This is a genomic window from Endozoicomonas sp. 4G, from assembly GCF_023822025.1.
Classification (GTDB): Bacteria; Pseudomonadota; Gammaproteobacteria; order Pseudomonadales; family Endozoicomonadaceae; genus Endozoicomonas_A.
The window spans coordinates 4,199,666-4,225,199 of sequence record NZ_CP082909.1 but is presented as its reverse complement, the minus strand read 5'-3'; the positions used below and the strand labels follow the sequence as shown (position 1 = coordinate 4,225,199).

At 49.7% G+C, this 25,534-nt stretch carries 20 protein-coding genes and 2 tRNA genes; 21 read left to right on the top strand and 1 reads right to left on the bottom strand.

The window, feature by feature from the left end; all coding sequences use genetic code 11:
- The first annotated feature begins 362 nt into the window (after positions 1-362).
- The 21 genes from K7B67_RS16545 to groL all read left to right on the top strand — a co-directional run bounded on the left by K7B67_RS16545 (position 363) and on the right by groL (position 23,546).
- A complete protein-coding gene (locus K7B67_RS16545; RefSeq protein ID WP_252176983.1) occupies positions 363-1,316 on the top strand; it encodes a reverse transcriptase domain-containing protein in 954 nt (317 codons plus the stop codon).
- Positions 1,309-2,664 (top strand): AAA family ATPase, encoded by a 1,356-nt coding sequence (locus tag K7B67_RS16540; RefSeq protein WP_252176982.1) that lies wholly within the window; start codon positions 1,309-1,311, stop codon positions 2,662-2,664. Before K7B67_RS16545 ends, K7B67_RS16540 begins: the two co-directional genes overlap by 8 nt.
- A 222-nt stretch (positions 2,665-2,886) precedes the next feature.
- Positions 2,887-3,351, top strand: coding sequence for a hypothetical protein (locus K7B67_RS16535; protein ID WP_252176981.1), 465 nt, complete (start codon positions 2,887-2,889; stop codon positions 3,349-3,351).
- A 909-nt stretch (positions 3,352-4,260) separates the two neighbouring features.
- Complete coding sequence (folP, locus tag K7B67_RS16530; RefSeq protein ID WP_252176980.1) at positions 4,261-5,103, top strand: dihydropteroate synthase; 843 nt, start codon at positions 4,261-4,263, stop codon at positions 5,101-5,103.
- A gap of 296 nt (positions 5,104-5,399) precedes the next feature.
- Entirely contained in the window at positions 5,400-6,737 is a 1,338-nt protein-coding gene (glmM, locus tag K7B67_RS16525) for a phosphoglucosamine mutase (RefSeq protein ID WP_252176979.1), read from the top strand.
- A 179-nt stretch (positions 6,738-6,916) separates the two neighbouring features.
- On the top strand, positions 6,917-7,834 hold the full coding sequence (locus tag K7B67_RS16520) for a TAXI family TRAP transporter solute-binding subunit (protein ID WP_252176978.1): 918 nt from the start codon (positions 6,917-6,919) through the stop codon (positions 7,832-7,834).
- Positions 7,835-7,850: 16 nt separating this feature from the next.
- A complete protein-coding gene (locus K7B67_RS16515) occupies positions 7,851-9,731 on the top strand; it encodes a TRAP transporter fused permease subunit (protein ID WP_252176977.1) in 1,881 nt (626 codons plus the stop codon).
- Between the two features lie 109 nt (positions 9,732-9,840).
- Complete coding sequence (gene tpiA / locus K7B67_RS16510) at positions 9,841-10,587, top strand: triose-phosphate isomerase (RefSeq protein ID WP_252176976.1); 747 nt, start codon at positions 9,841-9,843, stop codon at positions 10,585-10,587.
- A gap of 2 nt (positions 10,588-10,589) precedes the next feature.
- A complete protein-coding gene (secG, locus tag K7B67_RS16505; RefSeq protein ID WP_252176975.1) occupies positions 10,590-11,027 on the top strand; it encodes a preprotein translocase subunit SecG in 438 nt (145 codons plus the stop codon).
- Between the two features lie 35 nt (positions 11,028-11,062).
- Positions 11,063-11,149: transfer RNA gene (locus K7B67_RS16500), tRNA-Leu, on the top strand.
- Between the two features lie 130 nt (positions 11,150-11,279).
- Positions 11,280-11,356: transfer RNA gene (locus tag K7B67_RS16495), tRNA-Met, on the top strand.
- Positions 11,357-11,574: 218 nt separating this feature from the next.
- Positions 11,575-12,042 carry a ribosome maturation factor RimP gene (gene rimP / locus K7B67_RS16490; protein WP_252176974.1) on the top strand — a complete coding sequence of 156 codons (468 nt, stop codon included), beginning with the start codon at positions 11,575-11,577 and terminating at the stop codon, positions 12,040-12,042.
- Positions 12,043-12,213: 171 nt separating this feature from the next.
- On the top strand, positions 12,214-13,707 hold the full coding sequence (nusA, locus tag K7B67_RS16485; RefSeq protein WP_252176973.1) for a transcription termination factor NusA: 1,494 nt from the start codon (positions 12,214-12,216) through the stop codon (positions 13,705-13,707).
- Positions 13,708-13,733: 26 nt separating this feature from the next.
- Complete coding sequence (infB, locus tag K7B67_RS16480; RefSeq protein WP_252176972.1) at positions 13,734-16,313, top strand: translation initiation factor IF-2; 2,580 nt, start codon at positions 13,734-13,736, stop codon at positions 16,311-16,313.
- A gap of 90 nt (positions 16,314-16,403) precedes the next feature.
- Entirely contained in the window at positions 16,404-16,790 is a 387-nt protein-coding gene (gene rbfA, locus K7B67_RS16475; RefSeq protein WP_252176971.1) for a 30S ribosome-binding factor RbfA, read from the top strand.
- A 3-nt stretch (positions 16,791-16,793) separates the two neighbouring features.
- Entirely contained in the window at positions 16,794-17,738 is a 945-nt protein-coding gene (truB, locus tag K7B67_RS16470; RefSeq protein WP_252176970.1) for a tRNA pseudouridine(55) synthase TruB, read from the top strand.
- Between the two features lie 172 nt (positions 17,739-17,910).
- Complete coding sequence (gene rpsO / locus K7B67_RS16465) at positions 17,911-18,180, top strand: 30S ribosomal protein S15 (protein WP_252176969.1); 270 nt, start codon at positions 17,911-17,913, stop codon at positions 18,178-18,180.
- Positions 18,181-18,681: 501 nt separating this feature from the next.
- A complete protein-coding gene (pnp, locus tag K7B67_RS16460) occupies positions 18,682-20,781 on the top strand; it encodes a polyribonucleotide nucleotidyltransferase (protein ID WP_252176968.1) in 2,100 nt (699 codons plus the stop codon).
- Positions 20,782-20,948: 167 nt separating this feature from the next.
- Positions 20,949-21,416: an FxsA family protein gene (locus tag K7B67_RS16455; protein WP_252176967.1), complete on the top strand. Its 468-nt coding sequence runs from the start codon at positions 20,949-20,951 to the stop codon at positions 21,414-21,416.
- Between the two features lie 134 nt (positions 21,417-21,550).
- Entirely contained in the window at positions 21,551-21,844 is a 294-nt protein-coding gene (locus K7B67_RS16450) for a co-chaperone GroES (RefSeq protein WP_252176966.1), read from the top strand.
- A 55-nt stretch (positions 21,845-21,899) separates the two neighbouring features.
- Positions 21,900-23,546 (top strand): chaperonin GroEL, encoded by a 1,647-nt coding sequence (groL, locus tag K7B67_RS16445; protein WP_252176965.1) that lies wholly within the window; start codon positions 21,900-21,902, stop codon positions 23,544-23,546.
- 146 nt (positions 23,547-23,692) lie between these two features.
- On the opposite strand, the gene rpoD is transcribed toward groL, so the two are convergent.
- Positions 23,693-25,516: an RNA polymerase sigma factor RpoD gene (rpoD, locus tag K7B67_RS16440; protein ID WP_252176964.1), complete on the bottom strand. Its 1,824-nt coding sequence runs from the start codon at positions 25,514-25,516 to the stop codon at positions 23,693-23,695.
- Between the last annotated feature and the right edge of the window lie 18 nt (positions 25,517-25,534).

Genomic DNA, 25,534 nt, shown 5'->3' with positions numbered 1-25,534 from the left:
GTTTGTGCTGAGTTAGGCTTTTTTTGAGGCAAAAAAATGACAGTAATGCATGGTGCTGCTGAAGATTGACCTCAAACAAGCGTTGAAGCTATACTTCACCCTACCAGTGACTAGGAGTAGCTCCAGTCGTAAAGCTGGTCCCTAGTGGCCTTCATGTTATTTCTTCCTACGACCCTCTTTTAGAGGGTTGATGGTTGAAAGTACTTTATATATTCTCCCTAGCTGGCCTGTTTTCTTATCTATTCTAACTGTTATCCCTATTATCTATCGCTTCTTTTTTCATTTTGTATATATCAATACTGATATGTTGTAGTTTATTGTTATTAGAGAGAGTACATTTTTGCATATTGTTGGGAGGTTGCGTGAGCAAAAGAACGCTAGAGCAGGCATTTAATGCGGTGTTTCACGAGAAAGAATCTTTCAATGACTTTTGTGTAATGAGTCAGAGTCAAGAGGTGCTGGCCTTTTCTGTAAATTCTCGGGACCTTGTTCGTCCGTCGGTAAGGCTCAAAAAGTATCTCAGATTTATTGATAAAGTTGTCCTGAGGTATCTCAAGAGAGCTGATGATGTTGTCCATTCATATATCAAAGGTAAAAGTGCCCTTACCGCTGTTCAGGCTCATGCAGGCAACTCTCATTTTTTTATAACGGATATTCAGGCTTTTTTCCCGAATATTACAAACGTCGATGTCAGAGAAATATTAACTAGAAATGAAGCTAATGTACCGATATCAGATATAAAAGAGTATATACCTCTGTTAGTTGGCATGATGACATGGCAGGGGGTTTTACCAGTAGGGTTTCCTACGTCGCCTCAATTAAGTAATGCTTTCTTATTAAATTTTGATCAGAAGTTGAGTCGTTATTGTGCTAGTAGGGGTTATATTTATACTCGATACTCTGACGATATTGTTATCTCAGCACAGGCTTTCGATGGTTTTGAACACTTATCTGAAACTATTCAGCTTCTACTGGATTCTGCTGCCTCACCGTTATTGATGTTGAATGATGATAAAACTCGTTTCACACATACAGGGAATAAAGTTAAAGTTTTAGGGCTTGTTGTGACTCAAGGAGGGAAAGTCACAATAGATTCTAAGTATAAAAGGCAGCTTGAAATATTATTGCACTTTTATGTGACTGATAGGAAACGTTTTAATCGAGTTTTAGGCGAGACGTTGACCGGAAAGGAACATTCTTTATTTGGTCTGTTACACTATGCCAGATCCATTGATCCGGAGTATCTGGAAAAATTACAAAGAAAATATGGTGCTTATGCCTTACGTTCTTTGATGGAGGATAAGTGGCATGGTTGATGTTGTTGTAATTCGAAAGATTAAAAGAGTCTCGGAGTTGCGAGTTAGTTTTGAGTTTCCTGACTCGAATATAATAGTTGTTACTGGAAAGAATGGCATAGGTAAAACAACTTTGGTTAAAGCATTTAAAGCTATCGTAAATCCAAAGGTTTTTGAAAATTCTACCGTGCATAAAGCAATATGTGAAGGAAGTGAAATTAAATTTGATTTAGATGGCTTTTCTCCCTTTTCTTATACCTATCAAAGTAAATTGGGTGTAATTGACACTAAAGATTTGCTCCCTGAAGAGGGGGCGATTTTAGCGGAGTTGCCTATTCCTGATGGACAAAGGTTTCAGCATTTTTCAGCAGTAGCAGCTCAGAACTCTGAAATATCTGTTCGTAATGCAGCTCAAGATTATGAGAGGGCGGAAGAGTTAATCAAGTTTCTTCATGAGGTATATGGAAAGGATAAGTTTGATGACCTTAAAATGATTAATATAGGGAAAAAGAATTATTATTTCATTCCTAAAGATGATGGTACGTATATACGTGAAGACCACTTAAGCTCTGGAGAGTATTTTCTTATCCAGATATTCAGACTTGTGACATCAAAGGCAAAGCTTATTATTGTTGATGAGTTGGATGTAGCTCTGGATGCTGCAGCACAGGTGAAATTATTCCGTGCTTTAAAGTCTTTGTTGCAACAACATGATTCACGTTTGATTGTTATTTCTCATTCGTTAGCTTTTATGAATACTGTTGATGATGGAGGGTTGTATTACCTTGAGAGTAACAATGATCAAGTGAGTTTGGAGCAGCGTTCATTTGGCTATATCAAAGCTGACCTATACGGATTTAGAGGGTTTGATCGTTACATCTTAACAGAAGATCCTATATTGGAAGGTTTTATAGAGTTTATTATCAGGCATTTCTCAATAATTCCTTATTATCAGCATAAAACGATTGGTGTGGGTGGTGCAAACCAGTTGAGAATGATTGTTGAAAAAAATGATAGTGATAAAATTTTTTCGGATTCTAAAAATGTTTTAGCTGTTGTGGATAGAGATGTGTTTTCTGAAGTGTGTAAAGGTTATAGTGGTGAGTCAAAAATACTTTATTCTCCTGTTCAGGATCTAGAGCTATTTATCTATGAGAATCGAGATAAGTTGTTTCCGGAAGTTGAGCTCCCTTCCTATAAGGAGTCGAGTCAGGCCAAGAAAGCTTCAAAATCGTATTGGAAATATTTGACGGTGGATAAAGGAGTAAATATCAATAAGTTATATCTGTTGATTGTTGAGCATAATGAAATAGAGACTCAACAGTTAGTCAACGAAATTGAGCTGTTTTTGAGTTTGGATGGTGCTTAGTATTTTTAAAAAGAAAATATAAACACCATACCATTTAGCAGGCCCTCGAAAATGCCTCACCGACCCGACCCGATGGATAGGTATTTCTCTGGTGAAGAGACCGGTGCCGCGGAAGGTGTTGTGGCACGAGACAAGTGGTTCATATAGCGATTCATAAATTCTCGGCTATTCTCTGTTATTACTTCGAATAATGATATTGAAAAAGTATGCAGAGAGACCTTAGTGCATTTTTATCGCTCATTAACAGCCTCCGTAGCGTTTGTCCTTTTACTATTGGCCACGCTGGCTACGCAGTTATGCTATTCCTCAACCATCATTGGCCAGCACAACCCTGATGGGCACAAGGTTCGGATTGAGGTTGATTTTCTCGATACCGGACAACTGACTGATGTTGATTTCTGGAATACTCTCCTCCAGCGTACCGCCATATTTTGCCCAGCCAGTGAAAGCCTTCAGTGGCAGCTGAGCTGTTTTAAGCAGTTTCTTGAGAGCACTGCTTTGAAGACAACACATGGTGGTGGCCTGAAGGCGGGTAATGGGGATGGAGAACCCTCCGGCAGGACACCAGACAAAGAATCAAAGAACGAAAATAACAACCCTCGAAAAGGGCAAAGGCCTGATCCTGAAGGTCAGGAGAGCAAAACACCGGGAGATCAGCAAGAAAGCTTGACATCCTCCCCGCCGTGAACGACGGGGATTCCTACAGCTAGACGGTCATGCCCGACCGCAGTGTATGCCTTACCCAATAGCGGCATACACCTTATTCGACAATCTGCTCTACCTTTCGGATTGTTAAGAAACACGGGCAGAAAGCGGAAGGTTTTTTACTTTTCCTGTCAGGTAGCGTAATCGCTAAAAACGCCTGACGGATAGTAAAATAGCACAAGGGGCTTGCTCTGCAAGCCGAGCTTTCATCCCCGACCTCAAAGTACGGGGTTTTACGCTCATTCGATAAAGTCATTGTGTGGACATTATCATAGGCGCTGCCTTGTGAAATTTGAGTGCTGCGATCTTTATTTCTCCTGCCATAGATGTCATAACGAGAGCGACAGGTGCGAAACTACAGACTCCATGGGTGCTGATGCAACGCACCTTAAATGTACTGTCTGTGAGTATGAAGGAGAGATTACGGAAGGCTCCCAGATATGCCCGGAATGCAATGAGCGAATGTCAGACTATTTCTGTGCAAAGTGTAAACTCTTCACCGGTACCGTGATGAACCCATTCCACTGTGATAAATGCGGTATTTGTCGGATACATGAGGATAAAAGCTATCATTGTGATGTTTGCAATATCTGCATGGATAAAGGATTAAAAGGTCATCACAAGTGCCGACCTGATTCAGGGCATGACGAGTGCGCCATCTGTCTGGAAGACGTCTTCAGCGGTTGCCAGATACTGCCCTGCTCCCACAAAGTTCATAATCAATGCGTTGATGCAATGATTGAAAACGGGGTAACAAGCTGCCCGGTGTGCAGGTATTCCTTCGAGTGAAAAGGTGAGTAGCACATCTCTGTGGCAGCCTTGACCTGAGATTGAACGTTGACTCAAATCAAAGAGAGTCTAAATAATTGGCCTCATTAGGTGTATGAAAAAATGAAGACATTAAATTGTGCCGGAAAAACTCTGACCTTTGACCGAACGCTGGTCATGGGCGTGTTGAACATAACTCCAGACTCCTTTTATGAAAGCAGTCGTTACCAGAATCTGGATCAGGTGCTGAGTACCGCTGAGCAAATGGTGCAGGATGGTGTCGATATTCTGGATGTGGGTGGTGAGTCCACAAGGCCGGGGGCAAACGGGGTCGTTACCTGTGAGCAGGAGCTGGAAAGGGTTGTGCCGGTTGTGGAGGTTTTGAAAAAGAACTTTGATCAGGTGATCTCTGTGGACACCAGTTCAGCTCTGGTTATTACTGAAGCCAGCAAAACCGGTGCCGGGATGATTAATGATGTGCGTGCCCTGATGAGACCGGGAGCTTTGGAGGCGGCAGCTGCCACTGATCTTCCTGTGGTGTTGATGCACTCACTGGTTGAACAGCCTGAACCGGATTTTGTGCCTCATTATGACGATGTAGCTAGTGAAGTGAATCAATACCTGCTTGAGCGTGTCAGGGCTTGCGAAGCGGCAGGTATTGCCAGAGATCGACTGATTCTTGATCCGGGATTCGGGGGCGGTATGTTCGGTAAAACGCCTGCTTATGATTTGCAGTTACTCAAGCACCTGGATCGTGTGCTTGGTCTGAACTTCCCGGTGCTGGCAGGCATGTCCAGAAAGTCATTTATTGGTGCCGTATTGAATAAGCCTGCTGAGCAGAGGTTGAGTGCCAGCCTTGCTGTCGCCACTCTGGCGGCTCAGGCTGGGGCTCACATTATTCGAGTTCATGATGTTGCTGAAACGGTGGATGCCGTTCGTATGGTGGATGCTGTCAGGAGTGCCTGAGAGGGTTGAGTCGCCTGCCCCGGTGCAGGAAGCCAGATAGAGGTCGCGAATGGGAATTATTGTTGTAGGCACAGGTGTGAAGGTTTTTGTCATTTGTAAGACAATCATTGCTATTAAGTCTGTATGACAGTCATGTCATAATTCAAAACATATCTTCAGTATTTTACGTTCTGCCGCATTGTTTCGATGAGGCGGAACATCGTCTGTTTTCACCTGTCACTCCTTTTTGTCTATCTATCTGAGAGTGCGGTCTGAGTGCCGGTTCAGGCACCGGACTATTGAATAAGGGTTAGTTTATGGGGCGCAAATTTTTCGGCACCGATGGTATTCGTGGCAAGGTGGGTGAGTTTCCTATTACTCCGGATTTTGTTCTCAAGCTGGGCTGGGCCGCTGGTAAGGTGCTGGCAGCAGAGGGTGAGGGTAAAGTCGTTATTGGTAAGGATACCCGTATCTCTGGCTATATGTTTGAGTCTGCCCTGGAGGCTGGGCTGTCCGCAGCGGGTATTGATGTGTGTTTGACCGGCCCTATGCCAACACCGGCTATTGCTTACCTGACCCGTACGTTTAATGGTCAGGCAGGCATTGTTATCAGTGCCTCGCATAATCCTTTTTACGACAATGGTATCAAGTTCTTTTCCGGCAATGGCAGCAAATTGCCAGATGATATTGAAGCCAAAATTGAAGCTCTGATGGAAGGTGAGATTGAGGTTGTTGATTCCGGTGAACTGGGCAAGGTGACCCGGTTGGATGATGCTTCCGGTCGTTATATCGAATATTGCAAAGCCAGTACGGCCTACCCCCTCGACCTGCGCGGTATGAATATTGTGATTGATGCTGGTCATGGCGCTACCTACCAGGTGGGGCCTGCTGTTTTCAGAGAGTTGGGTGCTAATGTTCACGCCATCGGAATCAACCCGAACGGTCTGAATATCAATGAAGGCTGTGGTTCTACCCAGCCTGACAAGCTGGCTGAAATCGTCAAAGAGCGTGGTGCTGACCTGGGCATCGCCTTTGATGGTGATGGTGATCGCGTCATCATGGTGGACGACAATGGTGAGATTGTTGACGGTGATGAGTTGCTGTTTGCGATCGCTTTAGATCGTCGTCAACATAATGAGCTCAAGGGTGGCGTAGTTGGCACCCTGATGACAAATCTGGGAATGGAGAAAGCGCTTGAAGCCTGCGATATTCCTTTTGCCCGTGCCAGGGTGGGTGACCGTTATGTCAATGAATTGCTGCTGAAGCATGATTGGCAGCTTGGTGGTGAGTCCTCCGGCCATATTATCTGTAGAGATGTGTCTACTACTGGTGACGGTATTGTCTCTGCATTGCAAGTTTTGAAGGCTGTAGTTCGTTCCGGAAAGAAACTGTCTGAGCTGCGTGGAGGAATGAGCAAGTACCCCCAGACTATGATTAATGTCCGAGTGAAAGAGAAAAAGGATACTGACAATGTGCCTGGCATTGTTGCTGCCGTGCAACAGTCTGAAACGGAATTGGCCGGTCGTGGTCGTGTGCTTTTAAGACCTTCCGGTACTGAGCCGGTTATTCGTGTTATGGTAGAAGGTGAGAACGCAGAGGAAGTGCGCGCTCATACTGAAAGACTGGCTAAGGTGGTTGAGCAGGAAATGTCCTGATTCTTATTTCTGAAAGCTGGCTGGATGGTTTCTGGTCAGCTTTCTACTTTTCTGAATGCCCTCTCTTAGATAAAATCTGAAACTTACGTATCAAATTTGTATGGAGCACTTTTTATCGCTCTCAGCGATAGAGGGCTTTTTGCAGAAAAAATATAAAAATAGTTTACAGGGGAAACATCATGCGTCTTGTTGCAGCCTTCTTTTTGCTGATCCTGCCTGCGCTCTCTTTTGCACAGAACTACTCCATTGGTACCGGTGGTCAAAGTGGTATTTATTATCCATTGGGTGGAGCGCTGGCAAAAGTTTGGTCTGATAAAGTTGATGGGGTCAATGTCAAAGCAGAAGTCACCGCGGCTTCTGTTGAAAATACCATCAAGGTTGTTCGTGGCGATATGCTGGCTGGCATAGCCATGGGGAATGTTGTTCTTGATGCTTATAAAGGTGAAGGTCAATTTCCCGCCAAGATGCCGGTGAAGGTTTTGTTTGCCCTGTATCCAAACCTGGTTCACGCTCTGACCCTTCAAAACTCAGACATTACTCGTCTGTCTGATCTTAAAGGCAAGCGGGTTTCCCTGGGGGCTCCGGGTTCCGGTACCGCCGTGACTTCTGCGGCACTGCTGAAAAGCGTCGGCATTGATCCTGAGGAGGATATCCGCGCCGTTTACCTGAATTACTCTGAAACCACCAATGCCCTGGCCAATGGTCAGGTTGATGCTGGCTTTATTGTCGGTGGTCAGGGAGTGGGTGCGGTGACTCAGGTGGCTTTGACTCACAAAATTCGTATCCTGCCGGTGTCTGAAAAAGAGCGTGAGAAGTTTATTGCTGAAAACCCTGCTTACAGCAGCTACACCATTCCGGGTGATGTCTACAACGGCGTAGACCCGGTTGATACCCTGAGTATCTGGAACGTATTGGTCGTTCATGCTGATATGTCTGAGGATATGGCCTTCAGTCTGACCAGGGCGGCTTTTGAAAATATGGATGATATTCGCAAGGTGGTCAAAGTGGCAGAAGCCACTACTAAAGCCAATGCCACTCGCCTTTCCGGTGTGCCTCTGCATCCGGGCGCCGAAAAATACCTGAATTCCATCCACTGAGTTTTCAGGCAGCCGAATGAATAAAGTCGTGATCAAAGTGCTGGGCTACCTGGTTCTGGTCTGTGCAGTACTTCTATCCGTATTTCAGATCTGGCAGGGGATTACCTCGACCATTTCTGCCACCTACTTCAGGCCGGTTCATCTGGCCTGGGTTATGGTGTTGATATTCCTTCATTATCCTCTATTAAAAAACGAAGAGAGTCGTTTTTTTGTGCCGCTCAGGTTGTTTGATCTGGTGCTGGCAGTAGCCACTGTGATGGCCGGTTTTCGAATCATTAACTTTGACTACAACGATATTAATTATCTCCTGTATGGCCTTTCTGATTATGACCTTTATGCCGGTGTCGTTTATGTAGTGCTGATGATGGAAGCCTGTCGTCGGGCGGTAGGCTGGGTAATGGTGTTTATTGCATTGTTATTCCTGGCTTATAGCGGTTTTGGCGATATGCTGCCAGGTGCTCTGGCCACCAAGAGTTACAGCATTCAGGAATGGGTGCAGTTTCAGATTTTTTCCAGTAATGGCGTGTTTGGTTCTGCGCTGGGAATTGCTGCAACCACTGTCTTTATCTTTGTTCTGTTTGGCGCCTTTCTTGAGGTAACGGGCGCAGGCAAGTTCTTTATTGACCTGGCTTTTGCTATTGCCGGTAAATACCGAGGAGGGCCAGCCAAGGCTGCGGTTATTGCTTCCGCTGGTCTGGGTTCTATTTCCGGATCAGCCATTGCCAATACGGTGACCACCGGCTCCATCACCATACCGATGATGAAAAAGCTGGGTTATAAGCCCGAGCAGGCTGCCGGAATCGAAGCCGCTGCCTCCACCGGTGGGCAAATCATGCCTCCTATTATGGGGGCGGGTGCTTTTGTTATGGCGCAGTTTACCGGTGTGCCCTACAGCGACATCATGATTGCCTCCATAGCACCGGCGCTGCTCTATTTCTTCTGTACACTGTTGTACGTTCATATCATGGCGTGCAAGCTGGAGTTGCCAACAGTCAGTCGAGCTGAGGCGGTGTGGGCTGTCATGAAACAGGGGGCTCACTTCCTTATTCCTCTGGTCTTGATTACTGCTCTGCTGATGATGGGATATTCACCTCTGCTGGTGGGAGTGGCCGGATGTGCGGCTATTCTGGTGGCGGCAGCACTAAGAATCCATAGTCGTATAGGTGTCAGAAAAATTATTGAAGGACTTAAATCAGGTGCACTACTGGCCCTGCCCATCTCTGTTGCCTGTGCGGCGGCAGGAATCATTGTTGGTGTCGTGGGGCAGACGGGTATTGGCTTGCAGTTCACGCAGTTCGTCATGGCGCTCTCAGGCGGGTATATGTTTACTGCGCTTATTCTGATCAGTCTTGTTGCGCTGGTGCTTGGAATGGGATTGCCTGTTACTGCTGCTTATATAGTACTTGCGGTAATGGCTGTACCTTTGTTGGGGGATTTTGGCTTGCCGTTGCTGACGTCCCATCTGATAGTGTTCTGGCTGTCTCAGACCTCTAATGTCACGCCTCCTATTGCTCTGGCAGCCTTTGCGGGTGCCGGCGTTGCTAATGCCAGTCCCATCAAGTCTTCAGTGGCAGCATTTAAACTGGCGGCGGGCTTATTCCTGATTCCGATTATGATGGCCTATACCGGTTTGATTAATACCGGGGAAGATTTTTCCGGTTTGCTGATGGCGGTTGTCCAGACGGTAGCCATCATCATTGCCATGGCGGTTGCCATCGAGGGCTATCTGATTAAAAGGTTAAGTCTGCCGGAAAGAGGGTTGGCCTTTGTTAGCTTTCCTGTTCTATTGTTCAATCCTGCGGGCTTTGGCTTTTTGGGGGTCTTGCTCATACTGGTGCTGCTGTTTATACAGTGGCGAGGAAGAGCAGGCGCAGTGAGACGCTCTCAGGCAGGTTAATTGATTTTTAGCAGTTCATGGAAAATTGCCAGATAAAGATGCCAGCACAGTTGTATAATAACGGCGCCTGGGTTAGTATGCCGACCTCGCGAATGTTGAGGTAAGCAGTATGCGTCAGCCACTAGTTGCCGGTAATTGGAAAATGAACGGATCTCTCGAGGAGAATCGTAAATTGCTGGATCAGCTTGTTTCCGGTCTGGATACCAAAGCTGAAGTGTTGGTTTGTCCGCCATCGGTTTATGCTCAGGGCGTTCGCGAGCAGTTGGCTGGTAGTGCTGTCAAGGTTGGCTTGCAGAACGTATCTGACAAGACTTCTGGTGCTTATACCGGCGAGGTTTCGCCTCTGATGGTTAAAGATCTCGGTATTGAATACGTGATCATTGGTCATTCTGAGCGTCGCTCTCTGTTTGGAGAGGGTGATGAGGAAGTTGCTGCGAAATTCTGTGCTCTGACTGATCAGGGTCTGGTGCCTGTCCTTTGTGTGGGCGAAACCCTGGAAGAGCGAGAAGCTGGCGACACCATGAAGGTGGTGGCAGCTCAGGTTGAAGCTGTGCTGCGGACTGCTGGTCCGGAGCGTTTGGCAAATTTTGTGATCGCTTATGAGCCTGTATGGGCTATTGGAACCGGGCTGACTGCAACGCCTGAGCAGGCGCAGGAAGTACACGCTGCGATTCGCAGCTTGCTGGCAGAGCATGATCAGGCTATGGCCGACAGAACTCGTATTCTGTACGGTGGTAGCATGAAAGCAGCTAACGCTGCAGACCTGATTGCTTTGCCGGATGTTGATGGCGGTCTTGTGGGGGGAGCCTCATTGATTGCTGAAGAGTTCCAGGCGATCTGTCGCGCTGCAGGATAGTGATGGAAACCATAATTCTTATTGTTCATGTTCTTGCCTCTGCTGCCGTAGTCGGTCTGATTTTGTTGCAGCAGGGCAAGGGTGCAGAAGCCGGTGCTAGTTTTGGGTCCGGTGCGTCACAAACAGTGTTTGGTAGTCAGGGTACTGGCAACTTTATGAGTCGCACGACAGCGATTCTGGCAACAGTGTTTTTTGTGACCAGTTTTGCCTTGGCTATGGTAGCCAGGCAGAAGGCAGACAGCATCGGTGAAGCCGGTGTGCCAGCTGTGATTGAAGAGTCTGTTCCGGCCGGTGATGCACCGATCGCTCCGCAGGCCGCTTCAGAAGCAGATGAAGCAGATTTAGAAAAGAGTGTCGAGAGCGACGCTCCTGTGATAGAATCACAACCCGTCGGAAGTGACGAGCAGAATAAAGAACCGTCTCTGCCTCCAGCCCAGTAAGGGTAAGCTTTAAGCAGGATGTAGTTGTGGTGTTTGCCCAGGTGGTGGAATTGGTAGACACGCCGTCTTGAGGGGGCGGTGGCCTAACGGTCGTGCGGGTTCAAGTCCCGCCCTGGGCACCAGATTGCCATTAGCTTTTTTGGTCAATGGAAGAAGGGTATTTGGTTGGGTTTTGTAGTGATTAAATGACGTGTCTGTAGTTACTGCTTGTGATGCAGGTTTTTAGCTGGCAGTATACAGAAACAGGTTTGATGCGGGGTGGAGCAGCCTGGTAGCTCGTCGGGCTCATAACCCGAAGGTCGTCAGTTCGAATCTGGCCCCCGCTACCAAATAATTAAACCCCATCATGGGGTTTTTTATTAGGTGCGTCAGAGTCTTTTTCGGGTTTGAGATGTCAGCCCGACTGGGTTCTGGGAGTTTGCTGAATTCATGCTTGAGAGCGTGTCTTTGGTCGGCTCGATAGTTGCGTCCAGCTGGAAAACTGGGTGCATGGAAGAGACAGGGCTTTTAAGCCCTTTTTTTGTTTTTGCAGACAGGTGTTTCCAACGTGGCAGGTAAGCAGTCGCAACTGGAAGCATTGATTGGACCTGTGGTTGAATCCCTTGGTTACCAGCTTTGGGGGATTGAGTTCAAACCTCAGGGCAGGCATTCAATGCTTCGCATTTATATTGATTCTCTGGATAAAGAAAAGGGAATCCAGCTGGATGACTGTGAAATCGTCAGTCGTCAGGTGAGTGGGGTTCTTGATGTAGAAGACCCCATCACAGAAGAATATACCCTTGAAGTCTCATCGCCCGGAGTGGACAGGCAGCTGTTTACACTTGAGCACTATGTTGCCTGGGCGGGTGCAGAGGTCAATGTCCGTTTGCGGGTGCCCTTTGAAGGGCGCCGCAAGTACAAGGGTATTGTAAAAGGGGTGGAAGACCAGGACGTGGTATTAGTGGTCGATGACCACGAACTGCTTCTTCCCATAGAGAGCATAGACAAGGCTCAGGTGATACCGAGATTCGACTAACTTCAGGCTCATAACTGGTAAAGGCCAGGTAAAAGATTGAGTACAAGGTTCAGGCCGGGTTATTAGCCGCTGTCTGCAACAAGCAGTTGATCGCAGACGGGGCCTTCCCGGTTAACGGCCAGGGAAGTGTTGATAAAGGCATGGACTGGTTCAGCATAGGCGAGGCAGAGCATGAGTAAAGAAATTCTGTTGGTCGTTGAGTCCGTTTCCAACGAGAAGGGCGTTCCACCCGAAGTGATCTTCGAGGCTATGGAGATTGCCCTGGCGACCGCGACTAAAAAACGTTACGAAACAGAAGTAGATATCCGGGTAGCGATTGACCGCAGCAGTGGTGAATACGATACCTTCCGTCGTTGGACCATAGTTGCGGACGAAGACTTCGAGTTTCCGGGCATGCACTTTACCCTGGATGAGGGTAAGGAAAAAGATGAGTCTCTGGAAATCGGTGGTGTCTGGGAAGAGCAGGTTGAGTCTGTCGTATTTGGCCGGATTGCGGCCCAGACTGCCAAGCAGGTCATTGTTCAGAAAGTGCGCGAAGCCGAGCGTGCCCAGATGGTTGAGCAGTATCGTGACAAGCTGGGCGACCTGATTAATGGCACCGTAAAGAAAACAACCCGTGACAGCATTATTGTTGACCTTGGTAACAATGCTGAAGCGGTCATGCGTAAGGACAGTGTGCTGCCTCGTGAGAACTTCCGTATGGGAAGTCATGTAAGGGCTCTGCTGCATGAGATTTCCATGGAAGGTCGTGGGCCGCAACTGATGCTGTCCCGAACTGCGCCCGAAATGCTGATTGAATTGTTCCGCATTGAAGTGCCGGAAATTGCTGAAGAGGTTCTGGAAATCAGGGCAGCGGCCCGTGATCCGGGCTCAAGGGCAAAGATCGCCGTTAAAACCAATGATGGCCGCATTGATCCGGTAGGTGCCTGCGTAGGTATGCGCGGTGCCCGTGTACAGGCGGTATCTGGCGAGCTGGGTAATGAGCGTATCGACATTGTTCTGTACGACGAAAACCCTGTTCAGTACGTGATTAATGCCATGCAGCCTGCGGAGGTTGCCTCCATCATCGTCGACGAAGATTCCGGCACCATGGATATCGCAGTCAGCGAAGATAATCTGGCCCAGGCCATTGGTCGTAGTGGTCAGAATGTTCGACTGGCCAGTGAACTGACTGGCTGGAAATTGAACGTTATGACAGAGTCTGAAGCCGCTGCCAAGCAGGAAAAGGAAGCGGACAAGTTTAAACAGAGTTTTATTGATCTGCTCGACATTGATGAAGAACTGGCGCAGCTGCTGGTCGACGAAGGATTCACCACGGTTGAAGAAATTGCCTATGTCCCTCTGGAAGAGATGGTGGCAATTGAAGGCATGGATGAAGAAATCGTAGAAGAGCTTCGCACTCGTGCGAAAGACAAGCTGCTGACTCAGGCCATCGCTCGAGAAGAAAAGTTAGATGGCGCACAGCCAGCTGAAGACCTTTTGACCATGGATGGCATGGATGAGGAACTGGCACTGGAGCTGGCCAGCCAGGGTGTCATTACTATGGAAGATCTGGCGGAGCAGTCCATTGACGACCTTCTCGAAATCGAAGGTATGGACGAAACGCGTGCGGGTGAATTGATTATGACGGCGCGTGCTCCCTGGTTCGACGAAGCTGGTAACTGAGCGGGCCACTGAGAGGAGAAGTGTTAATGGCAGAAGTAACCGTAGAACAACTCGCGAAGGTGGTCGGCGCTCCGGTCGAAAGGTTGTTGCAGCAGATGCAGGATGCAGGCCTGAAGCAAACCAAGGCTTCAGAAGCTGTATCGGATGCAGAAAAGAAGCAGTTGCTGGCTCACCTGAAAAGTATTCACGGTGATCACACAGGTACGGCAGAGCCTACCAGGATCACCCTCAAGCGCAAAACTGTCAGTCAGATGAAAGTCTCTGGCGGTGGTGGCGCTGGTAAGAAAAAAGTTGTCAACGTAGAAGTCCGCAAGAAGCGTACCTACGTCAAGAGCGAAAAACCTGAAGAACAGAAGCCGGAAGAAAAGCGGGGTCGTGGAGACTCGCGCCGCGATGGTGACCGTCCTCAGCGTCGTGATGGCGACCGTCCACAGCAGCGCCGCGATGGTGATCGTCCTCAGCAGCGTCGTGATGGCGATCGTCCGCCGCGTCGTGACGGTGATCGTCCGCCACGTCGCGATGGTGATCGTCCGGCTCGTCGTGACGGTGATCGTCCACCACGTCGTGATGGTGATCGTCCGGCCCGTCGTGACGCTCCGTCTGCTCCCAGCTTTGATCCGGCCGCTGCGCCAATGCCGGCTCCGGAAGGTGATAAGCGTGGTCGTAACCGCAAAGCCAAAGATCGTCGTGATGAGCCTCGTGAAGAGCGTGGTCGTCGTGGTGAGAAACGTGGCGGACGTAATGGCGGTCGTAAAGATGATCGTCGTGGTGGCCGTAAGGCAGCCCGGACTATCACGCCTGAATCTATGGCTGCACACGGCTTCACCAAGCCAACCGCTCCGGTAGTGCGTGAAGTCTCAATTCCTGAGACCATCACGGTGGCTGAACTGGCGCAGAAAATGGCAGTTAAAGCTGCTGATGTCATCAAGGCCATGTTCAAAATGGGCTCCATGGTGACCATCAATCAGGTGATCGATCAGGATACTGCGTCCATCGTGGTTGAAGAAATGGGTCACACCTTCAAGCTGGCTAAAGCGGACAGCATTGAAGACTCCCTGACTGAAGATCAGGAAGGTGCTGTAACCGAGTTTGAAGAGAAGTCACGTGCGCCGGTTGTGACGGTCATGGGTCACGTTGACCACGGTAAGACCTCTCTGCTGGACTATATCCGTAAGAGTCGTGTGCAGGCGGGTGAGGCCGGTGGTATTACCCAGCATATTGGTGCTTACCATGTGGATACACCGCGGGGTATGGTTTCCTTCCTGGATACTCCCGGACACGCGGCCTTTACCGCCATGCGTGCTCGTGGTGCCAAGGCCACTGATATCGTTATTCTGGTGGTTGCGGCTGACGACGGTGTTATGCCTCAGACCGAAGAGGCGGTTCAACATGCCAAGGCTGCCGGTGTGCCGGTGGTGGTTGCTGTGAACAAAATCGATAAGGAAGCTGCCGATCCTGATCGGGTGAAGAACGAACTGGCTGCAAGGGAAGTGATTCCTGAGGAGTGGGGTGGTGACACTCAGTTTATTCACGTATCCGCTCTGACCGGTCAGGGTATTGACGAGCTGCTGGAAGCAGTGCTGCTTCAGGCTGAAGTACTGGAACTGTCTGCCGCTGACGAAGGTCCGGCGAAAGGCGTGGTGGTTGAATCCCGTCTTGATAAAGGTCGTGGTCCTGTGGCTACGGTGCTGGTTCAGTCCGGTAACCTGCAACAGGGTGATAACATCCTGGTCGGTCAGCAGTACGGTCGTGTTCGTGCCATGCTGGATGAAGACGGTAAGGCGATCAAAGATGCCGGTCCTTCCATCCCGGTTGAAATCCTGGGTCTGGACGGTACGCCTGATGCCGGTGATGAGCTGATTGTGGTTAAGGATGAGCGCAAGGCTCGTGAAATCGCACTGTTCCGTCAGGGTAAATACCGTGAAGTCAAACTGGCTCGTCAGCAGGCGTCCAAGCTGGAAAATATCTTCTCCAGCATGGGTTCTGAAGAGAAGAAGACTCTCAATATCGTTCTGAAAGCAGACGTACGAGGTTCTCTGGAAGCGCTGACGACTTCTCTGGAAGAGCAGGGTAACGACGAAGTACAGGTTAAGGTTATTTCCGGCGGCGTAGGGGGCATCACTGAAACCGACGCTAACCTGGCTCTGGCTTCCAATGCCGTTATCGTTGGCTTCAACGTTCGTGCCGATGCCTCTGCCCGTAAGGTGATTGAGGCTGAAGAGCTGGATTTACGCTACTACAGCGTTATCTATGACATCATTGATGATGTCAAGAAGGCTCTGGGCGGTATGCTGGGCTCCGATACCCGTGAGCAGATCGTGGGTACTGCCGAAGTGCGTGATGTCTTCCGTTCACCGAAGTTCGGTGCAGTGGCTGGCTGTATGGTGATTGAAGGTACTGTTTACCGTAACGACCGTATCCGTGTACTGCGTGACAACGTGGTTATCTTCGAGGGCGAACTGGAATCCCTGCGTCGCTTCAAAGATGACGTACAGGATGTTCGCGAAGGCATGGAGTGTGGTATCGCGGTTAAGTCCTACAACGACGTTAAGCCAGGCGACAAGATCGAAGTGTACAAGACCGTTGAGGTCAAGCGTACGCTTTAATGAGTCCCGGTTGACCTGATCAGGTTCCCGGACAAGGAAGCCCGCACTGAGATTGCGGGCTTTCTCATATCAGCAGGATTGAATCCCCCAATGGCTAAAGAATACAGTCGAACCCAGCGGGTAGCGGATCAGATTCAGAAAGAACTGGCCCAGCTGATCCAGCTGGAAATGAAAGATCCCCGTTTAGGTATGGTCACCGTCAGTGCGGTAGAAGTTTCCCGCGATCTGGCTTTTGCCGATGTTTTTGTTTCCTTCCTGGGTGTAGACGACCAGGACAATGTTGATGAGAACCTCAAGGTTATGCAGAGTGCTGCCGGATTCCTGCGCAGCCAGCTGGCCCGTTCCATCAAGTTGCGTACCATTCCCCAGTTGCGTTTCCGTTATGACAACAGTCTGCGACGGGGTGCGTATATGAATGAGCTGATTGCAAAAGCTCGTTCTGGTGACAGTGATCATCAGGATGAGTCCAAGGAGTAATGGATGTCTAAGCGCAGACGTAGCCGTGGCCGCAGGGTCGACGGTATTGTGGTTGTGAATAAGCCCAAAGGCGCCAGTTCCAACGATGTTCTGCAACGTGTAAAGCGGCTTTATGGTGCTGCCAAGGCTGGTCATACCGGGAGTCTTGATCCTCTGGCCACGGGTGTTTTGCCGGTTTGTCTGGGCGAGGCTACCAAGTTTTCACAGTATCTGCTGGAGTCGGACAAGTCCTATAGAACGGAAGTCAAGCTGGGTATCCAGACGGAGACCGGTGACCGTGAAGGTGAAATAGTCGAGCAGCGTCCGGTAACCGTTACCCGTTCGGATGTCGAGGCTATCCTCGATCGTTTCCGTGGCGAGGTTGATCAGGTTCCCAGCATGTATTCAGCGTTGAAATACAACGGTGAGCCTCTCTATAAGCTGGCTCGTCAAGGCATTGTCGTAGAGCGTCCGACTCGTCGAATCACTATCTACCGTCTTGAGCTGCTGGATTTTGAAGGGGACAACCTGATTCTTGAGGTGGATTGCTCCAAGGGTACTTACATCCGTACCCTGGCTGAAGATATTGGTGCGGCTCTGGGGTGTCTGGGACACGTTGCTGAGCTCCACAGAATCAAGGCGGGCCCATATACTGAACACCAGTCTCATAGTTTGGAAGAGCTCGAAGAGATTCGTGATGGCGGTGGTCATAAGGCTCTGGATGAGCTGCTGCTGCCACTGGATACTTCCGTGAGTGACTGGCCTCAGATTCGTCTGGGGGCCGCCAGCAGCTATTACATCAGTCAAGGGCAGCCGGTTCAGGTGCCCCAGGCGCCTACCAGTGGTCATGTCCGTATCTATGGCCAGGAAGAGGTTGAAGGGCAGGAAGTGCTTCGATTCCTGGGCATTGGCGAGATTGATGAAGACGGTCGTGTTGCTCCCAGGCGACTGATCAGCTCTGGAAACTGAGGCAGACTTTCTGTTTCCAGTGCGCTGGCTCCAACAGGCTGGCTTCCGGCTGGAAGTTGGTGTTAGAATGCGCCACTTGGTTGGCAGCAGATGCTGTCACGATAGAATGGCTGGCTGTAAATATGCACGGTCGTGCCTGCTTATTAATGCATATTAACTGGAGTATCAAGCAATGGCTTTGACTGCTAAAAAGAAAGCAGAAATCATCAAGGAATTCGGTCGCACTGAAGGCGACAGCGGTAGCCCTGAAGTTCAGGTTGCTCTGCTGACTGCAAACATCGAAGGTTTGCAGGGTCACTTCAAGGCCAACCACAAGGATCACCACTCCCGTCGTGGTCTGATTCGTATGGTAAATCAGCGTCGTAACATGCTGAACTACCTGAAAGGCAAAGACGTTGAGCGTTACCGTTCCCTGATTGAGCGTCTGGGTCTGCGTCGCTGATAGCTTTAACGTTATCGACTTAGACACAGCAGCAAACTTTGAGTTGTACGGTTATGTTCAACTTGGGGTCAGGCAGAATGCATTGAACGGCTATGGTCTTGTAAATGCATTTCTGTGCAGTTAAAGCACCGCCGGCTTCCTTTGTGAGGCAGGCGGTGTTTTGCGTTGTTGGTCATGAGAAAAAGCAGCAGGGTGTTGCTGTTAAACCCTGAAATCTTTATTGCAATTGAGTGTATAATAAAGTTTGAATTTTTTCTTATGGTCAAAACAACCATAAAAACGACATTGTTTTTTCAGTTTTAAAGAGCGGGATTATTCCCCCTCTCGAGTATCTGGTTAGGTACTTACACGTCAGCACTCTGGTTGTCAGTAGAGGGTGCAATTCCAAGTCTGTCTGGGTAGGCAGGGTCTGTAGATTATCCAGAAGGTTTTGAATTGCATCTGTCACACCACTATGACCGGGTACTGTATTGGTTTATTCACACTTAATAGGAAAACGTTGTGAATCCGGTAATTAAAACATTTCAATTCGGTGACCAGACCATCACTCTGGAAACCGGTCGTGTCGCTCGTCAGGCTTCAGGTGCCGTCCTGGCCAAGATGGGTGATATTGCTATTCTGGCGACGGTTGTCGGTGCCAGACAGGCGAATGAAGGTCAGGATTTCTTCCCGCTTTCTGTTCACTATCAGGAAAAAACCTACGCTGCCGGTAAAATTCCCGGTGGTTTCCTGAAACGCGAATCCCGCCCAAGCGAGAAAGAAACCCTGACTTCCCGCTTGATTGACCGTCCTATCCGTCCTCTGTTCCCTAAAGGTTTCATGAACGAAGTACAGGTTGTCTGTACTGTTATGTCGACCGACAAGAAGAACGATCCGGACATTCTGGCCATGGTTGCTACCTCTGCCGCTTTGGCCATCTCCGGCATTCCTTTTGATGGTCCAATCGGTGCTGCTCGTGTCGGTTTCAACGAAGAGAAAGGGTATCTGCTGAACCCAAGCTATGAAGAACTGAAGACTTCTGAGCTGGACATGGTGGTAGCGGGTACCAACGACGCTGTTCTAATGGTTGAATCTGAAGCCCAGGAGCTGACAGAAGACGAGATGCTGGGAGCGGTTTTGTTTGCTCATCAGGAATACCAGTCCGTCATTCAGGCTGTTCAGGAGCTGGCGGCAGAAGCTGGTAAGGCTCGCTGGGAGTGGGAAGCGCCAGCTGAAAACATCGAGCTGAAAGAAAGGCTGGCGGCTTTTGAAGGCAGCATGCGTGAAGCTTACCAGATCACCATCAAGCAGGATCGTACTGCTGCCGTTAAAGCACTGCGTCAGGAAGTGCTGGCAGCGGTAGCTGGTGAAGACAGCCCATTCAATACTTCTGACGTTGAAAAAGCCTTCGGCAAGCTGGAGAAAAACGTTGTACGCGGCAATATTCTCAACGGTATGCCTCGTATAGACGGTCGTGACACCAAGACGGTTCGTAACATTGGTGTTGAAATCGGCGTTTTACAGAAGACTCATGGCTCTTCCCTGTTCACCCGTGGTGAAACCCAGGCTATTGTCACCACCACTCTGGGTACCACTCGCGACGCTCAGATCGTTGACAACCTGGAAGGTGAAGTCAAAGATCCATTCATGCTGCACTACAACTTCCCTTCTTACTCTGTAGGCGAGTGTGGTCGTATGGGAGCACCGGGTCGTCGTGAAATTGGTCATGGTCGTCTTGCCCGTCGTGGTGTGCAGGCGGTTCTGCCTACTCAGGAAGAATTTCCATATACCATCCGTGTGGTTTCCGAGATCACTGAATCCAACGGTTCCAGCTCCATGGCTTCGGTTTGTGGTTCTTCACTTGCCCTGATGGATGCCGGTGTGCCTCTGAAAGCACCTGTCGCCGGTATTGCCATGGGTCTGGTGAAAGAAGGTGAACAGTTCGCCGTTCTGACCGACATTCTGGGTGATGAAGATCATCTGGGTGACATGGACTTTAAAGTAGCGGGTACATCCGAAGGTATCACTGCCCTGCAGATGGATATCAAGATTGCCGGTATTACTGAAGAGATCATGGAGATTGCCCTGGAGCAGGCGATGCACGCCCGCCTGCACATCCTGGGTGAGATGAACAAAGTGATCAGTACTGCCCGCACGGAACTGAACCCGAATGCGCCCATGACCATGTCACTGAAAATTGATCCAGACAAGATTCGTGACGTGATCGGTAAAGGGGGCTCTACCATTCGCAGCATCTGCGATAAAACCGGTGCGTCTGTTGATATTGACGACAACGGTATGGTTCAGATCTTTGCTGAGAACAGTGAGAAAGCCAAGGCTGCCCACGATATGGTTTACGGTATCACCGCTGAAGCCGAGATTGGCAAAATCTACACCGGTGAAGTGACCCGGATCCTGGACTTCGGGGCGTTCGTCAGCGTACTGCCGGGTAAAGACGGCCTTGTGCACATTTCTCAAATCGTTAATGAGCGTGTTGAAAATGTGACTGACTACCTGAAAGTTGGCCAGACTGTTGATGTTGTGGTGCTGGATATAGACTCCCGTGGTCGTATCAAACTGAGCATGAAAGAAGTTGAGCGTGTGAGAGAGCAGCAGAGCTGATTTTAAGCGCTAGCTTTTTAGTAGAACAGGAGTCCAGTGGCTCCTGTTTTTTTATGGTGTGTCGAATATGGCTCTGATTTTGCGTGCAGGGTGGAGGCAGGCTCCTGGCCTTGAAGTTTCCGCAACTAACACCATATTAAGAAGTACCCTTGTCTATGGAGCCTTCTATGCGCTTCCCTTTTTGGATTTTCTTACTGCTCCCCGCCCTGGAACTGGTCGTGCTGATCAAGGTAGGGAGCTACATTGGCGCTCTTAATACACTGGCCCTGGTGATTCTGGGCATGGTGGCGGGTATGGCGATTATTCGCCGGCAGGGCTTTCGTACCATGCTTAAGGCCCGTGAGAAAATGACCCGTGGTGAAATGCCTGCGCTGGAATTGCTGGACGGTTTTATGACGGCCCTCGGTGGGCTGTTCCTGATGATTCCCGGCTTTATCACCGACTTTTTCGGGCTGGTTCTGCTTATTCCCCCGGTGCGCAAAGTGTTGTTGCGACGAATGATCAAAAGTGGTCGCTGGCAATCGTCATCCAAGACCTTTGAGGGCGAATACTACCGTGAGGACGTCGACAGCCAGCGAGGAATTCACCAGACCTTCGAAGGTGAGTTCAAGCGGGAAGATGAAAAAAAATCTTAGCCCCCCCTTGAAAAGACAAAAGCCACCCCTACTTACTTAACTACCGATAATTGGGTTCGGTTCTGACGATGCAAGTCAGGCCGTTAAGAGTTGATTGCTGATTTTTCGGCATAAACAGTTGGAGAGATACATCGATGAAAATCCGTCCGTTGCGTGATCGCGTGGTCGTTCGTCGTGAAGAAGAAACCACTACCTCTGCTGGCGGTATCGTGTTGCCAGGTTCTGCTACTGAAAAGCCAAACCAGGGCGTGGTCGTGGCTATCGGTGACGGCGTATTTTTGGACAATGGTGAAAAGCGTCCTGTCGGCGTGAGCGTCGGCGACAAAGTGATCTTTGGTAAGTACGCTGGTTCCGATACCGTGAAGATTGACGGTGAAGAGCTGATCATCGTATCCGAAAGCGAAATCTACGCTGTTCTGGAAGACTGATCCCGGAACTTCGATTTCATAACAACTGTTTTAAATTTCCAAAGGATTACCCATCATGGCAGCAAAGCAGGTTAAGTTCGGCGACGAAGCTCGCAAACAAATGCTGGAAGGCGTCAACATTCTGGCTGACGCAGTAAAGGCAACCCTGGGCCCAAAAGGCCGTAACGTTCTGTTGGAAAAGTCTTTCGGCGCTCCAACCATCACTAAAGATGGTGTTTCCGTAGCCAAGGAAATCGAGCTGTCTGACAAATTCCAGAACATGGGTGCCCAGCTGGTTAAGGAAGTCGCTTCCCAGGCTAACGACCAGGCGGGTGACGGTACCACTACAGCAACGGTTCTGGCTCAGTCCATTGTCAACGAAGGTCTGAAGTACGTTGCTGCCGGCATGAACCCAATGGACCTCAAGCGTGGCATCGACAAGGCAGTAGCGGCGGTTGTTGAACAGCTGAAAGCCATGTCCACGCCTTGCGAAGACAGCAAGTCCATCGCTCAGGTCGGTACTATCTCCGCAAACTCCGATGAGCTGGTCGGTCAGATTATCGCTGAAGCCATGGAGAAAGTAGGCAAAGAAGGCGTTATCACCGTTGAAGAAGGTTCCGGTCTGGAAAATGAACTGGACGTAGTAGAAGGTATGCAGTTCGACCGTGGCTACCTGTCTCCTTACTTCATCAACAACCAGGAAAGCATGTCTGCTGAACTGGAAACCCCGTTCGTCCTGCTGGTTGACAAAAAGATCTCCAACATCCGCGATCTGCTGCCAGTACTGGAAAACGTAGCCAAAGCTGGCAAGCCTCTGCTGATCATCGCTGAAGATGTTGAAGGCGAAGCGCTGGCCACTCTGGTGGTAAACAACATGCGTGGCATCGTTAAGGTTGCTGCGGTTAAGGCACCTGGTTTCGGTGATCGTCGCAAAGCCATGCTGCAAGACATCGCGATCCTGACCGGTGGTACTGTTATTTCTGAAGAAGTAGGTCTGTCCCTGGAAGCGGCTACCCTGGAAGACCTGGGTTCTGCCAAGCGCATCGCTATCACCAAGGAAGACACCACCATCGTCGATGGCGCTGGCAACCAGAAGGATATCGTTGCCCGTGTTGAGCAGATCCGCGCCGAGATCGAAAACTCTACTTCCGACTACGACAAGGAAAAACTGCAAGAGCGTGTAGCCAAGCTGGCTGGCGGTGTTGCTGTCGTTAAAGTGGGTGCTGCTACCGAAGTAGAAATGAAAGAGAAGAAGGCTCGTGTAGAAGACGCTCTGCACGCAACCCGCGCTGCTGTTGAAGAAGGCGTCGTTGCTGGTGGTGGTGTTGCACTGGTTCGCGCTCTGTCCAAAATCTCTGTTGAAACCGCCAACGCTGAGCAGAAAGCCGGTGTTGAGCTGATCCTGCGTGCCCTGGAAGGCCCAATCCGTCAGATCGCTTCCAACTCCGGTGACGAAGCTTCTGTTGTTGTTGACAAGGTTAAGTCTGGCGAAGGTAACTTCGGCTACAACGCTGCGACCGGTGAATACGGCGACATGATCGAAATGGGTATCCTGGATCCGGCTAAAGTAACTCGTTCTGCTCTGCAGGCGGCTGCTTCCGTTGCTGGTCTGATGATCACCACTGAAGCCATGGTTGCTGATGAGCCTGCCGAAGCTGCTGCTCCTGCTATGCCTGATATGGGCGGCATGGGTGGAATGGGTGGTATGGGCGGCATGATGTGATCACCCCCGTCTACTCCTGAGGTTTTGCCTCTCTCAAAAGGCTGCTCCTGTTTCAGGGGTGGCCTTTTTTAGTGCCAGGGGTTTTTCAGTCAAACAAAAAAAACCGTACATAAGTACGGTTTTTTTTGTTTGAGGCCTGGGGGCTACTACTCGTCCAGGAAGCTTCTCAGGTGATCTGAGCGCGTTGGGTGACGCAGTTTTCTTAGGGCCTTGGCTTCGATCTGACGGATACGTTCTCGGGTAACGTCGAACTGTTTACCCACCTCTTCCAGAGTGTGGTCGGTGTTCATGTCGATACCGAAACGCATACGCAGAACCTTCGCTTCACGGGCTGTCAGGCCTGACAGCACGTTGCGGGTAGATTCTTTCAGACCTGTGCCGGTGGCTCGATCGATAGGGGACTGAATGGTCGCATCTTCGATAAAATCACCGAGATGGGAGTCTTCGTCGTCGCCGATCGGTGTCTCCATGGAGATGGGCTCCTTGGAGATTTTCAGCACCTTGCGGATCTTGTCTTCAGGTATTTCCATACGAACGGCCAGTTCTTCAGGAGTCGGTTCACGACCCATCTCCTGAAGCATTTGCCTGGAAATACGGTTCAGCTTGTTGATGGTCTCAATCATGTGAACCGGAATACGGATGGTTCTGGCCTGGTCCGCGATGGAGCGGGTGATTGCCTGGCGAATCCACCAGGTAGCGTAGGTCGAGAACTTGTATCCGCGACGGTATTCGAACTTGTCTACCGCTTTCATCAAACCGATGTTACCTTCCTGGATCAGGTCCAGGAACTGTAGTCCACGGTTGGTGTACTTTTTGGCAATGGAAATAACCAGCCGCAGGTTGGCCTCAACCATTTCTTTCTTGGCGCGACGGGCACGGGCTTCGCCCAGGGACATTCTGCGATTAATGTCCTTGATCTGGACCAGTGTGCAGCCGAACTCATTTTCAATGGTGATCAGCTTCTTCTGGGCGCGAATAATTTCATCCCGGTATTTGTTGATGGTTTCAGCGTATCCGGCGCTGCCGGATGTGATGTCATCCATCCACTTCAGGTTGGTTTCGTTGCCCGGGAAGCTGCTCAGGAAAATCTTGCGAGGCATTTTTGCGCGGCGTACGCAAAATTGCATGATTGCGCGCTCATTGCCCCGGATGGTGTCCAGAGTATTTCTGATGCGGAAAACCAGCATGTCGAAAATACGGGGCACCAGTTTCAGGGGCATGAAGGCTTCGGTCAGCTCTTCCATTGCCGCTTTGGCTGCTTTGGAGCCAAAGTCGTGCTTTTCTAGAGTTTTCAGGACTTTTTCGTGGTTTGTGCGAAGAAGTCCGAAGCGCTCTTTGGCTTCTTCCGGGTCGAGACCCCCTGCGTCCCCCTCGTCATCGTCATCAGAGTCATCATCGTTAAAGTCTTCTTTGATGTTCTCATTAACAGGAGCGGGTGGGGCGATCGGTTCATCGGAATCAGGATCTATATAACCGCTGATCAGGTCGGTCAGGCGGCCTTCTTCTTCTACGATCCGATCGTATTCATCCAGAACAATCTGAACGGATCCGGGAAATTTGGCCAGGGCTGACATGACTTCACGCAGCCCTTCTTCAATGCGTTTGGCGATCTGGATTTCGCCTTCGCGAGTCAGCAGCTCAACCGTACCCATTTCACGCATGTACATACGTACCGGGTCAGTGGTTCGACCTGCTTCCTGTTCAACGGCTGCAAGAGCTGCTGCTGCTTCTTCGGCAGCAGCTTCATCGGTATCGGCTTCTGATAATAACAGGGTATCGGCGTCCGGCGCTGTTTCGTAGACAGTGATACCCATGTCATTGATCATGCGAATGATATCTTCAACCTGATCAGGATCGGAGATGTCTTCAGGAAGATGGTCATTTACCTCAGCGTAAGTCAGGTATCCCTGTTCCTTACCGCGAGAGATAAGCTCTTTCAGTCGGGATTGTTGTTGCGAGTTAGCTGACATATCAACCCTTTAACAGCG

Coding starts and splice junctions, on each gene's coding strand:
- tpiA (WP_252176976.1), top strand. CDS start 9,841: ATGCGTCAGCCACTAGTTGCCGGTAATTGGAAAATGAACGGATCTCTC.
- K7B67_RS16455 (WP_252176967.1), top strand. CDS start 20,949: ATGCGCTTCCCTTTTTGGATTTTCTTACTGCTCCCCGCCCTGGAACTG.
- secG (WP_252176975.1), top strand. CDS start 10,590: ATGGAAACCATAATTCTTATTGTTCATGTTCTTGCCTCTGCTGCCGTA.
- nusA (WP_252176973.1), top strand. CDS start 12,214: ATGAGTAAAGAAATTCTGTTGGTCGTTGAGTCCGTTTCCAACGAGAAG.
- glmM (WP_252176979.1), top strand. CDS start 5,400: ATGGGGCGCAAATTTTTCGGCACCGATGGTATTCGTGGCAAGGTGGGT.
- groL (WP_252176965.1), top strand. CDS start 21,900: ATGGCAGCAAAGCAGGTTAAGTTCGGCGACGAAGCTCGCAAACAAATG.
- K7B67_RS16540 (WP_252176982.1), top strand. CDS start 1,309: ATGGTTGATGTTGTTGTAATTCGAAAGATTAAAAGAGTCTCGGAGTTG.
- folP (WP_252176980.1), top strand. CDS start 4,261: ATGAAGACATTAAATTGTGCCGGAAAAACTCTGACCTTTGACCGAACG.
- rpsO (WP_252176969.1), top strand. CDS start 17,911: ATGGCTTTGACTGCTAAAAAGAAAGCAGAAATCATCAAGGAATTCGGT.
- infB (WP_252176972.1), top strand. CDS start 13,734: ATGGCAGAAGTAACCGTAGAACAACTCGCGAAGGTGGTCGGCGCTCCG.
- rbfA (WP_252176971.1), top strand. CDS start 16,404: ATGGCTAAAGAATACAGTCGAACCCAGCGGGTAGCGGATCAGATTCAG.
- K7B67_RS16515 (WP_252176977.1), top strand. CDS start 7,851: ATGAATAAAGTCGTGATCAAAGTGCTGGGCTACCTGGTTCTGGTCTGT.
- rpoD (WP_252176964.1), bottom strand. CDS start 25,516: ATGTCAGCTAACTCGCAACAACAATCCCGACTGAAAGAGCTTATCTCT.
- truB (WP_252176970.1), top strand. CDS start 16,794: ATGTCTAAGCGCAGACGTAGCCGTGGCCGCAGGGTCGACGGTATTGTG.
- K7B67_RS16450 (WP_252176966.1), top strand. CDS start 21,551: ATGAAAATCCGTCCGTTGCGTGATCGCGTGGTCGTTCGTCGTGAAGAA.
- K7B67_RS16520 (WP_252176978.1), top strand. CDS start 6,917: ATGCGTCTTGTTGCAGCCTTCTTTTTGCTGATCCTGCCTGCGCTCTCT.